This window comes from Urechidicola vernalis (assembly GCF_031846385.1).
Classification (GTDB): Bacteria; Bacteroidota; Bacteroidia; order Flavobacteriales; family Flavobacteriaceae; genus Urechidicola; species Urechidicola vernalis.
Genome location: NZ_JAVRHV010000001.1, coordinates 1022978 through 1035358, shown reverse-complemented (window position 1 = coordinate 1035358; position 12381 = coordinate 1022978). Strand labels below are relative to the sequence as shown.

The window sequence follows — 12381 nt, the reverse complement described above, 5'->3', positions numbered from 1 at the left end:
ACCATAAAATCAAAATCAGTTAATTAATGATTTAAAAACTAGGAGTTTAAAGAAATGTTTTATATATTTGGACAAGTAAATTGTTAGAAAAGATTGAATTAATTGTTTGAAAAAGAGAAGAAGTAGTCATGAGTTATTAATGACTACTTCTTTTTTTGTTTCAATATTACTCTTCTGTAAATAGTATTGCAGCCTTGTTAAAATCACTTGCAGCATTTATAACTTCTCTAAAACCTTCGTATTTTTCAATAGGGTACTCATTTACACGGTATGATTCTTCAATTGTAATGGTAATTTTACCGTCTTTGATTTCGTAGGAAGAATTCCAATAACACAACTTTTTTCCATCAATAATTAATTCTTTATTAATTACCAGTGATTCCAGTCCGTCTGTCGCGTATCCTTCTGGAATGTTTACAATTATTTCGTAATTGTACTGATTTGGATATTGCATTTCTATTGGATTTGCACGCTCCTTCTCTTGATATAATTCACTTTGAATTCCAATAATTTTTCCAATTTCGAAAATATAACTACCACCAGCATCCTGCAATAAACTAGAAGATTCTATCGTGCTTTTTACAATATATGGGAGATTGTACTCCGTTTGGTTCATGTCTTCATTTTCTAATTCTAATTTGGTAACATTTTTACCTTCAATCCCAGAACCTGTTAAATAATCTTCAAATTGTTTCTTGGCATCTCCCGTCATCAAAGCCATATACGCCCTGTTTTGAACCCCCCAATGCCCGTAATATTCTTGATACTCATCTACAATTACATTGTCAAAATCTTCAGAAAAATTGATATCCATATTTCTTACAATATGACTGTAATCTGGATCGCTTTGTACAATTTTTCTAAAATCATATGCTAATTCTTGATTGATGAAAAGGCCGTTATTTCCTAATATGTTGGTTGGTGCTTCACTTACTCTGTAATCAATTCTATTTGGTGATATATATTGCTTAATATAAGGTAGGTAGATTAAAAACTCTCTTAGAGCGTTTGGGTTGTAATAATCTGGATCAAATCTATGTGTATACCTATTAGCCGTAATAACCATTTCATAATCTAACTTTAGCGCCACTAAAAAGTGGGCATATACCTTTAAGATACCGATTTCACTTGCACTTCTGTTTTGAAGAATATAATCGATTTCTTCCAACTGTTGGTTTCTATTGTCTACAACAGTGAAATTACTTTTAATGAAATTATCTAATCGTGCTGCCTTTTCAAAATCAGAAAGTTCTTCACCTTCTTTCATTATGTTTTTACGAATTTCATCAATAACCACCTTCTGAATTTGAACAGGAAACAATCCTTGAGATATATTACCAACTACGTTAGACCAGAGTAATTCTTGAGTTATATCTGGGTTCCCAAAACATTGATATGCAACGTAAATTCTATTAGCCTCTGTTGCGGAATATTCTTCTTCAGCCACCGGTTTTATGTTGGTAACAACTAATTCTTCAACCAATTTATTTTCTAAATAAGTACGTTCAAATTCTTGCTCGGTATTATACGTTTTAATAGAACCTAATAAGTTGTTGGTTATATAAACCATCTCTGCACGTTTTATATAAAAATTGCTTTGGATGATTTCAGTTCCAAAAGGAGAATATTCTTTTTCCAAGGTGTATAAAACTTCAATTTCTGAACCATTTTGCGCCCCTTCAATAGCAAAAATTTCAAAATCTCCATAGTCTTCTACGTTTTCAATCTGTTTAATATTATCCTCGTTTAAATTGGTGATACTTCCATCTTTTGCAATAGTTCTCGCCTTAATATTCATAAGTTTAGAGCCTCTATGCATTGGAATATAAACCTGATTATGTCTTTGAATTCCAACTTCATCATTAACTTTAGTAATGGTATGAATTGTCTCGTAAATATTAATGCTCTTCGTTAAATCTGATTGATAGAACTCAACAACTTTACGCTTTAAAACACCTACAGAAGACTCCTTTTGTTCATATGAATTTAAGGTGTGCTGTTCTGGAGTTGACTCCCAGTCGTAAGTTTTATAGTATTGTGCGTTTAGTGCAGAAGCACAAATTAGAAATACGAATATGAATAGGTTTCTCATTGGGTTTTATTTTTTTTCTAGTAAAATGCTCTTTTTGTAAACCTTTAATAAATTTTTTATGAAAGTGTTATATACTTCAAATTCTTCATTTTGAAGAGCAATGGTATTAATATAAATCTGTTGCGTAACTTTAAGTTTATTTCCCTCTAAAGAATATTGGAAAGAATAGCCATATTTTTCTTGTTCATCAGCACTGTTTTTAGGAATGCTTTTTAATTCATACCCTTCAGGAATAGCAATTGTTGTAATATATTCTCTATTTAATTTATGTTTAAATTCTTTCCCGAATTTTTGAGTTTCTAAGTCAATTTTATCATTTGATAAAGGTTTTTCTAAATTAGGGTTTATTATTAGTTTATTTCCAATTGATCTAACATAATTTTCAATTTCAACATCGTAAGAAGTCGTATATGAATTATTAACTGCAGTGTCCTTTAGATCAATATTTGAATAAGTCGCTTTGTTGTTGCCAATAATAAATTTAGAACTTAAAAATTCAGAAGGAGATTTGTCATCTTTATTTCTTTTTACATCTACAATAAAATCAATCAAATCATAACCTGTTAGCGATCTTTTGCTCGATGCTTGTACAATACCATTTTCTATCTGTATTGATGTTTCTACTTTGGTCGTACTTTTTTCCTTTTCTTGAATAGGAACCACAACAATAGTATAATTGTCTTTGCTCTTACCTACTAATGCCTCTTTACCTTGTGTAAATGAACTAGGCATGCCATAAGGAACATAACTATCCGTTGCATCTAAGAAAATTGTTTCTCCATTAATCAGAGCAATGGTAATCATATGATTGTCGACAATAGGGGTTGGTACTTCATTATAAGAATAAGGTCTATCTCTAGTGCCAATCCAGGTGTGATATGCTTCAATGCCAACATGGTTTAACATCAAATAAAGTAAATTAGCCATGTCTTTACAGTCACCATATTTTTTTGCGTAAACATTTTCTCCTCCTCTAGGAATAAAACCACCAAGCCCATCTTCAAAAGCAACATATGTAATGTTTTGTTGTACCCAATTAAAAATGGCCTCTGCTTTCTCGGCATCCGAATTTAAATTTTCGGTAATAGAGTTTGCTATGACATAAACATCAGTTAAGTCACCATTATCTACTTGTTCAACTAGCGAAGCATACCAAGAATATAAATCTGGTAATCCGCCTAAGACTTTCGTCGTTTTTCGTTTTATCTTATAACTTTTAATGTATGGAATAATATGCGGTAAATAATTTAACACCGATAAACTACCGGCCTCTTTTCGAAATTGCCCTATGTTTTTAGCAGACCAAGTATAAACAGTAGATTTTTTCAATTCCTTTTTCTCAAATTCAATTGAAATAGCATCTAAATTGAATGATTTAAAACCAATTTCAACACCCTTTGGAACCTCAATGGTATACGTAGCTTCTTTTGTTGGGACATAAGTTCCGAATCTAAAAGCACCTAAAAAATGAGGGTCCTTTATGTTTTCTGTATAGGACAATGTAGTTTCTGCACCTTTACCAACAGCCGGAAATATAAAATTGATGGATTGCTGGTCGCTAAAGAAAACACTTCCTCCAAATTGATCTTTTGTTTCAAAATGATCTACTTCAATTTTCGATTTTGTATCAGGATTTTCCGTAAAAGCCTCTAAATTGGCGATGTTGGTAAAACTGTCAAAATGAATAAACTCACTTGCAAACATTAAGGCGTTGCTAGAGTTGTATTTGGCGTTTTCATAAACCTCATTTGCTATTTTTAATTCATCATCTTCAATATTTATTTTTAAATGATGATTTCTCTTAATAAAGTAATAGTCTTCATTTTCAAAATCAATAACATCCTGAGACCAACAAATAGGTCCTAAGAAAAGTAAGAATAAAAGTAATTTTTGCATCTAAAATTTATTGGTTTCCAAATATATTGCTAATTACAAATTTGAACAATTGTAAGTTAACTAATTAAGAAAAATTTATCGTTTCTATAAATAGGAATCAATAGTTATACCAATTTTTGTTTATTTGCAGTATGCAATTTCAACCGCATCCATCTTTTAAAATTACTTTTTTATCTATAAGTGTTAAAAAAGAAGTTGAACAATTTTTAGAATCATTTTTAGATGATTCTAAAGTAATTCAATTGCAAACATCTGGTTCTACAGGTGTTCCTAAACTCATTGAAATAGAAAAGAGATACATGTTGAACTCTGCCAAGGCAACTGGTTCCTTTTTTGGTTTGGGTGAAAACACAACAGCCTTATTGTGCATGAATCCTTCATATATTGGTGGTAAAATGATGTTGGTTAGAGCCATAATCTTAGGGTGGAAACTTGACGTAATGGAGCCCAGTATTAATCCGTTAAAAGTTTTGGACAAATCGTATGATTTTAGCGCAATGGTGCCTTTACAGGTCCAAAATTCGATAACTGAATTACATAAAGTAAAAAAGTTGATCATTGGTGGAGGAGTGGTGTCACATCAATTAGCAAAACAATTAGAAAATGTATCAACCGAGTGTTTTGCAACGTATGGTATGACGGAAACTGTATCGCATATTGCCATAAAAAAGATTAATCATAGAGTAGAGGCATCGAAATCCGAATTTTTATTGCTTCCTGGTATCAAGGTTTCTGTAGACCATCGAGATTGCCTACGAATTGAAGCACCGGAAATTACAAGTGAAATTGTTGCTACCAATGATATTGTAACTATAACTTCAGATAATTCTTTTGAATGGTTGGGGCGTTTTGATAATGTAATAAATTCCGGAGGTGTGAAATTACATCCCGAACGTATTGAAAATAAATTAGAACAATTTATTGAGCAACCTTTTTTTGTGACTGGTATTTCTGATTCGGTTTTAGGTCAGAAGTTGATACTTATTATTGAAGGTGAAATAAACGAGAATGCCATTCTTAGCGAAGTGAAGACTATTACTGCGCTTAGTAAATATGAAGTTCCTAAAGAAGTTTATACGGTTCCAAACTTTATAAAAACGGAGACAAAAAAAATCCAACGTAAGAAAACGTTGGATTTATTAAAATTGTAACAAAGTAAAATTACATTTCCATAGAATGATAAACGTTTTGAACATCGTCATCTTCTTCTAATTTTTCTAGTAATTTTTCAACGTCCGTTTGTTGTTCTTCCCCTAATTTGGAAGTAGTTGTCGGAATTCGTTCAAACCCTGAAGAAACAATCTCTACATTGTTATCTTCAAAGAAACTTTGAATAGCACCAAATTGTTCAAAAGGAGCATAGATTATGACACCTTCTTCATCAACAAATATTTCCTCTACTTCAAAATCGATTAATTCCAGTTCTAGTTCTTCCATATCTACTGTAATATCTTCTTTTTTTACAGTAAAATTACAAGTATGATCAAACATAAAAACAACCGATCCAGAGGTTCCTAAGTTTCCATCACACTTATTAAAAGCAGCACGCACATTGGCAACGGTTCTGTTATTATTGTCAGTTGCTGTTTCTACAACTACAGCAATTCCATGAGGTGCATAACCCTCAAATAATGTTTCTTTATAGTTAGCGGTGTCTTTGTCTGTAGCTTTTTTAATGGCGCGGGCAACGTTGTCTTTAGGCATGTTTGCTGCCTTTGCATTTTGTATGACTGCACGCAATCTAGAATTTGTATCAGGATTTGGGCCACCTTCTTTCACAGCCATTACAATATCCTTTCCAATTCTTGTAAACGTTTTTGCCATTGCAGACCAACGTTTCATTTTTCTTGCTTTCCTAAATTCAAATGCTCTTCCCATTTCTAACTATAATCAAATTTTTGTGTGGCCAAATTTCTGTTTTTTTATCCTATTTTACAACCTTAAACCTGAATTACTCCCATATTAAATGGTTTTTCTATCGGCGCTTGATTCGCAGCTTCAATTCCCATACTAATCCATTTTCTTGTATCTAACGGATTAATGATGGCGTCTGTCCAGATTCTAGAAGCTGCATAGTACGGAGATGTTTGTTCATCGTATCTCGCCTCTATGGTTTGTAGTATTTCTTGTTCTTTTTCAGGTGTAATCTTTTCTCCCTGTTTTTTACGCGTTGCAGTTTCAATTTGTAGTAATACCTTCGCTGCTTGGGCACCACCCATAACTGCCAATCTTGCTGATGGCCATGCAACAATTAATCTAGGATCATAAGCTTTGCCACACATGGCATAATTTCCTGCCCCATAAGAGTTGCCTATAACCACCGTGAATTTAGGTACAACGGAATTGCTAACGGCATTCACCATTTTGGCCCCATCTTTTATAATTCCCCCATGTTCCGATTTACTACCTACCATAAACCCTGTAACATCTTGCAGAAAAAGCAAAGGGATTTTTTTCTGGTTGCAATTGGCGATAAATCTAGTAGCCTTATCCGCAGAGTCGGAATAAATAACACCTCCAAATTGCATCTCTTTTTTAGCGTTTTTTACAACTTTTCGCTGATTCGCAACAATTCCTACGGCCCATCCATCAATTCTGGCATAAGCGCAAATAATGGTTTTGCCATATCCTGCTTTGTATTCTTCAAAATCAGAATTGTCAACCAAGCGTTTCATGATATCCTTCATATCATAAGGATCTGTTCTTAATTTGGGTAAAATTCCATAAATATCTTGCTCATCTTCTTTTGGAGTACCTCTTTCTATTCTGTTAAATCCAGCATTTTCTGGGTTTCCAATTTTAGAGACAATATTTTTTATTTTGTCCAAGGCGTCTTTATCATCAGTCGCTTTATAATCTGTAACACCGCTAATTTCGCTATGGGTTGTTGCTCCACCTAAAGTTTCGTTATCAATACTTTCGCCAATAGCCGCTTTAACTAAGTAACTTCCCGCTAAAAATATACTTGCTGTTTTGTCAACTATAATGGCTTCGTCGCTCATAATTGGTAAATATGCTCCACCAGCAACACAACTGCCCATAATAGCAGATATTTGAGTAATTCCCATACTGCTCATTACGGCATTATTCCTGAAAATACGTCCAAAATGTTCCTTGTCTGGAAAAATTTCGTCTTGCATTGGTAAATAAACTCCAGCACTATCTACAAGGTAAATAATTGGTAGTTTATTTTCAATTGCGATCTCTTGGGCTCTTAAGTTTTTCTTTGCCGTGATAGGGAACCAAGCACCTGCCTTTACAGTGGCATCATTAGCAACAACAATACATTGTTTTTTAGAAATGTACCCAATTTTTACAACGACTCCTGCTGATGGACATCCGCCATGTTCCTCATACATATCATCTCCAGCAAATGCACCTATTTCTATGCAGTCTGCATTTTTATCTAATAAATAATCGATACGTTCTCTTGCGGTTAATTTTCCCTTTTCATGCTGCTTGTCAATTCGAGATTGACCGCCACCTTTTTGAACTTTTAAAAGGCGTTTTTTAAGTTCACTAAGTTGAAGTTTATTAAAGTCTTCGTTTTTGTTGAAGTTAAGATCCATTAAAATTAGATTGATTTGGAGTGCTAAAGTACAAAATACCTTCATATTAAATCATTAATATTTACCATGTAATTATATTCCTTGGAAAATAAAATATTTTGTTGTAAGTTTGTACCGAATTTAAACTATAAAAAATGAAACGAGATAAAATTATTTATTACATCGCAACAGGATTATTAACTGCAATGATGTTAATGTCCGCAGGAATGTATGTGTTTAATAACGAAATGATTCAAGGATTGTTTACAAGTTTTGGCTACCCAACTTACATTATTTATCCATTGGCAGTAGCTAAGGTATTAGGGTTAATTGCAATTTGGAGTCCAAATTTCAAAGCACTTAAGGAATGGGCGTATACCGGATTCTTTTTCGATTTTGTTTTGGCATTTTTTGCTCATTATATGATTGGAGATGGAGAACAAATGGGAGCGGTAATTGCAATGGTATTGTTAATAGGGTCGTATATATTTAGTAAACGTATTAAAGCATAATTTATGAAAAAAGTAGTTGTATTAGCCGGGTCTAATAGTAAGAACTCTATCAACAAGCAATTGGCAACATATGCCAGCACAAAAGTTGAAGATGCAGAAATAAACATTTTAGATCTTAATGATTTTCCAGTTCCTATTTATGGAATTGATTTGGAAAATGAAGCTGGAATTCCGGAGAATGCGGAGAAATTAAGCAACGAGATTGCAGGGTCGGATGCAATAATTCTATCCTTAGCAGAACATAATGGAAGTTATGCGTCCGTGTTTAAAAATGTATTTGATTGGATGTCTAGAATTGAGGCAAAAGTTTGGAGAAATAAACCAATGCTTTTAATGGCATCTTCGCCAGGTGGTAGAGGTGGAGCAGGGGTTCTTGGTAGCGCAAAAATGGCATATCCACATCAAGGAGGAAATATTGTTGGAGAGTTTTCCCTTCCAAGTTTTTTTGATAATTTTAGTGATGGAAAAGTTTCAAACCAAGAATTGAACAATCAATTGAGTTTAGAGGTTGCTAAACTGAATGATGCACTTTAAAACGAAGTTATGGAAAATGAAAAGAAAGAAATAATTAAGAATTATAGTAATAAGGATATCACTGTTACTTGGAAGCCGAACACCTGTATACATGCAACACATTGTTGGAAGCAGTTGATACAGGTTTTCAATCCAAAAAATAGACCTTGGATAAATATGGAAGGCGCCACAACAGAAAGAATTAAAAAACAAGTTGAAGCTTGTCCATCTGGTGCATTGTCATATGTGTCAATTAGCAAGGAAAGCAGAGAGGAGTATCAATTGGAAACCAGAGTTGAAACCATGGAAAATGGACCGTTGTTGGTGTATGGAACGTTGAACGTGAAGCATGCCGATGGATCTTTAGAAAAGAAGAATAAAACAACCGCATTCTGTAGATGTGGGGCGTCAACAAATAAACCATACTGTGATGGTAAACATAAAGATATTGAGTTTAAAGGATAATAAATTATGGGTGACTTTGCAAAAGAGATAAATTCAAAATTTCCAAACGAAGGAATTAAAGCGATGCTAAATATTGTGTACACATCTAACTGGATCATCAGTCAGCAAAATGAAGCTTTTAAACCATTTGGAATATCGCCACAGCAGTATAATATATTAAGAATTTTACGAGGGGCCGGTGAACCGCTAAAAGTTCAAACGATTAAAGAAAGAATGATTGAACGAGCACCAAATGCCACCAGACTAATGGATAAGTTATGTGCTAAAGAACTGATTAGAAGATTCAATTGTGATAGTGATCGTCGTGTGGTTTATGTAGAAATTAATCAAAAAGGATTGGATCTAGTTCAAGAAATTGTAGCGAAGGAAGATTCAAATTTGTGGAATACTTTGACCGAATCTGAAGCAAAGAAATTGAATGAATTGTTGGATAAAATGAGGTAAAAATTTGTCAATTTATTTTCCATGGAAAATAATGAGAATGAAATTATTTAATTAGAAAAGAAGAAGTTATGAATACATTAAAATCAATACAAAAAATAACAGATAGCCCTATGGTAAGTATGGGGCCAATAAGATTACGACAACCACTGCCAAATGGCGATATAGATAAGGTAGATCCGTTTATTTTATTGCATCATTATGGACCTTATGCGATTAGTGAGTTTAATAACCCCTTTGATTTAGGACCGCATCCGCATCGTGGTTTTGAACCAATTACATTACTATATAAAGGAGAACAGCTACATCGAGATTCCTTAGGAAATGAAATGTTAGTAAAAGCAGGTGATGTGCAATGGACAACTGCCGGTAGGGGTGTAATTCATTCAGAAGGACCTACTAAAGATTTTGTAATGAAAGGAGGAGAGTTGGAGGGAATTCAATTATGGCTGAATTTGCCTGCCGATAAAAAAATGATGCCAGCAAATTATCAACATATAAAAAGTGAGGATATGCCAGTTGTTTCAAATCTGGATAATTCAATTGAATTAAAAGTTGTTGCTGGCAAGCAGGTGAACGAATTAGGATTAATTAAGACGCAAACCGAAGTAAATGTGTTTATGGTAAAGACTACAGGAAAAGGCGCAATGGAAATTAATATTCCAACTTCTCATGAAACCTTAATTTATCTATTGGATGGTGAGATAATTATAAATGACACTGTAAATCTTAAGAAAGGAGCCTCTCAAATGATAACGTTTAATCAAGATGGGAATAGAATTCATTTGAATTCGGTTGTAGAGAGTAATGTTTTAATCCTTTCTGGAGAACCTATAAATGAGAAAATAGCACAATATGGTCCCTATGTGATGAATACGCAAACGGAGATAATGGAAGCCATGCGAGATTATCAAATGGGGAAGATGGGTTATTTAGCAAATTAAGAATTAAGCATCCAATTAGGATGCTTTTTTTATGTAAAATCACGATATTTGTAATTCATAGCATGCGTTTTTCAACGCGATAAAATTTAGAATTATGTCAATGAATAAAAATACGGTTCTTACTTGGGCCACGTTTATAATGATATTTGTAGGAGTTGTTCTCATTGGTTTGGGAGCCTTTAGGTACGATGATGTTGCCGGATGGGGTTTTGCCGCAGTTGGTGTTGGTTTTTTTGCAAATGCCTGGGTGTTTAACGCTTTAAAAGGGAGAGTGTAATGAGCGACGATAAGAAGATTATATTTTCAATGACAAGGGTAAACAAAACATACCCTGGAGCAAATAAACAAGTATTAAAGAATATTCATTTAAGTTTCTTTTATGGAGCCAAAATTGGGATTTTAGGTCTTAATGGTTCTGGTAAATCTACTTTGATGAAAATTATTGCAGGTATTGAAAAGAATTACCAGGGAGATGTTACTTTTTCTCAGGGATATACCGTAGGATATTTATCACAAGAACCGGAATTAGATGATTCTAAAACGGTGATGGATATTGTAAAAGAAGGAGCTGCAGAAACTGTTGCAGTTTTGGAAGAATACAATAAAATTAACGATATGTTTGGTCTGGAAGAAGTGTATTCTGATCCAGAAAAAATGGAAAAGTTAATGAACCAACAGGCAGAATTACAAGATAAGATTGATGCTTTAGATGCTTGGGAATTAGATACAAAATTAGAGATAGCGATGGATGCGTTAAGAACGCCAACTGGAGATACACCAATTAGTGTATTGTCTGGAGGAGAACGTAGAAGAGTTGCACTGTGTAGGTTATTACTGCAACAACCGGATGTATTGTTATTAGACGAGCCTACAAACCATTTAGATGCAGAATCTGTACATTGGTTAGAGCATCATTTATCACAATATAAAGGAACCGTAATTGCTGTGACGCACGATAGATATTTCTTGGATAATGTTGCTGGTTGGATATTAGAATTGGATAGAGGAGAAGGAATTCCTTGGAAAGGAAATTATTCATCTTGGTTAGATCAAAAATCGAAACGATTGGCTCAGGAGGAAAAAACTGCTTCTAAGCGTCAGAAAACATTAGAGCGAGAGTTAGAGTGGGTAAGACAAGGAGCAAAAGGCCGTCAGTCTAAATCAAAGGCACGTTTGGCGAATTATGATAAATTAATGAGCCAAGATCAAAAGCAGGTGGAAGAAAAGTTGGAAATTTATATTCCTAATGGACCGAGACTTGGAACGAATGTTATTGATGCAACACATGTGTCAAAAGCCTTTGGTGATAAATTGCTTTATGAGGACTTGAATTTTAATTTACCTCCAAATGGAATTGTAGGAATTATTGGACCGAATGGAGCTGGTAAAACCACAATTTTTAAGATGATTATGGATGAGCAACAGCCAGATAAAGGAGACTTTAAAGTTGGTGACACCGCTAAGGTGGCTTATGTTGATCAATCACATTCTAATATTGACGCAGACAAATCTATTTGGGAAAATTTTTCAGATGGACAAGATTTGGTGATGATGGGCGGTAAAATGGTAAATTCTCGTGCCTATTTAAGTCGATTTAATTTTGCTGGTTCTGAGCAAAACAAAAAGGTAAGTACATTATCAGGTGGGGAGCGAAATAGATTGCATTTGGCAATGACGTTAAAAGAAGAAGGTAACGTATTGTTGCTTGATGAGCCTACGAATGATTTAGATGTGAATACTTTACGAGCATTGGAAGAAGGTCTAGAAAACTTTGCTGGATGTGCTGTGGTTATTAGTCACGATAGATGGTTTTTAGATCGTATTTGTACACACATTTTAGCATTTGAAGGAGATTCTCAAGTATATTATTTTGAAGGATCATTCTCAGAATACGAAGAGAATAAAAAGAAACGTTTGGGTGGTGATTTAATGCCAAAACGTATTAAATACAAAAAGCTAATTAGATAACA

General features: G+C 33.7%; 12 protein-coding genes. 8 read left to right on the top strand and 4 right to left on the bottom strand.

Going from position 1 to position 12381, the window contains the following annotated elements; all coding sequences use genetic code 11:
* Window positions 1-166 precede the first annotated feature (166 nt).
* Window positions 167-2092, bottom strand: a complete 1926-nt coding sequence (locus RM519_RS04625) for a DUF3858 domain-containing protein (protein ID WP_311592392.1) — start codon at window positions 2090-2092, stop codon at window positions 167-169.
* A 6-nt stretch (window positions 2093-2098) separates the two neighbouring features.
* The gene (locus RM519_RS04620) at window positions 2099-3988 is read right to left on the bottom strand and encodes a DUF3857 domain-containing protein (protein WP_311592391.1); all 1890 of its coding nucleotides are present in this window, start codon (window positions 3986-3988) and stop codon (window positions 2099-2101) included.
* A 131-nt stretch (window positions 3989-4119) separates the two neighbouring features.
* Here RM519_RS04620 and RM519_RS04615 point away from each other — a divergent pair, with 131 nt between their 5' ends.
* A complete protein-coding gene (locus tag RM519_RS04615; protein WP_311592390.1) occupies window positions 4120-5139 on the top strand; it encodes an AMP-binding protein in 1020 nt (339 codons plus the stop codon).
* 10 nt (window positions 5140-5149) lie between these two features.
* Here RM519_RS04615 and RM519_RS04610 read toward each other — a convergent pair whose 3' ends face one another.
* Complete coding sequence (locus RM519_RS04610; protein WP_311592388.1) at window positions 5150-5866, bottom strand: YebC/PmpR family DNA-binding transcriptional regulator; 717 nt, start codon at window positions 5864-5866, stop codon at window positions 5150-5152.
* Between the two features lie 62 nt (window positions 5867-5928).
* Window positions 5929-7557, bottom strand: coding sequence for an acyl-CoA carboxylase subunit beta (locus tag RM519_RS04605; protein WP_311592387.1), 1629 nt, complete (start codon window positions 7555-7557; stop codon window positions 5929-5931).
* 134 nt (window positions 7558-7691) lie between these two features.
* Here RM519_RS04605 and RM519_RS04600 point away from each other — a divergent pair, with 134 nt between their 5' ends.
* The 7 genes from RM519_RS04600 (at window position 7692) to ettA (ending at window position 12379) form a co-directional block, all read left to right on the top strand.
* Entirely contained in the window at window positions 7692-8048 is a 357-nt protein-coding gene (locus tag RM519_RS04600) for a DoxX family protein (RefSeq protein ID WP_311592385.1), read from the top strand.
* Window positions 8049-8051: 3 nt separating this feature from the next.
* Complete coding sequence (locus tag RM519_RS04595) at window positions 8052-8582, top strand: NADPH-dependent FMN reductase (RefSeq protein WP_311592384.1); 531 nt, start codon at window positions 8052-8054, stop codon at window positions 8580-8582.
* Between the two features lie 9 nt (window positions 8583-8591).
* Complete coding sequence (locus RM519_RS04590) at window positions 8592-9026, top strand: (4Fe-4S)-binding protein (protein ID WP_311592383.1); 435 nt, start codon at window positions 8592-8594, stop codon at window positions 9024-9026.
* Window positions 9027-9032: 6 nt separating this feature from the next.
* Window positions 9033-9470 (top strand): MarR family winged helix-turn-helix transcriptional regulator, encoded by a 438-nt coding sequence (locus RM519_RS04585; protein ID WP_311592382.1) that lies wholly within the window; start codon window positions 9033-9035, stop codon window positions 9468-9470.
* Between the two features lie 68 nt (window positions 9471-9538).
* Window positions 9539-10411 carry a pirin family protein gene (locus tag RM519_RS04580; RefSeq protein WP_311592381.1) on the top strand — a complete coding sequence of 291 codons (873 nt, stop codon included), beginning with the start codon at window positions 9539-9541 and terminating at the stop codon, window positions 10409-10411.
* A gap of 94 nt (window positions 10412-10505) precedes the next feature.
* Window positions 10506-10688, top strand: coding sequence for a CAL67264 family membrane protein (locus tag RM519_RS04575; protein ID WP_311592380.1), 183 nt, complete (start codon window positions 10506-10508; stop codon window positions 10686-10688).
* Window positions 10688-12379 carry an energy-dependent translational throttle protein EttA gene (ettA, locus tag RM519_RS04570; protein ID WP_311592379.1) on the top strand — a complete coding sequence of 564 codons (1692 nt, stop codon included), beginning with the start codon at window positions 10688-10690 and terminating at the stop codon, window positions 12377-12379. Before RM519_RS04575 ends, ettA begins: the two co-directional genes overlap by 1 nt.
* The last annotated feature ends 2 nt before the right edge of the window (window positions 12380-12381 follow it).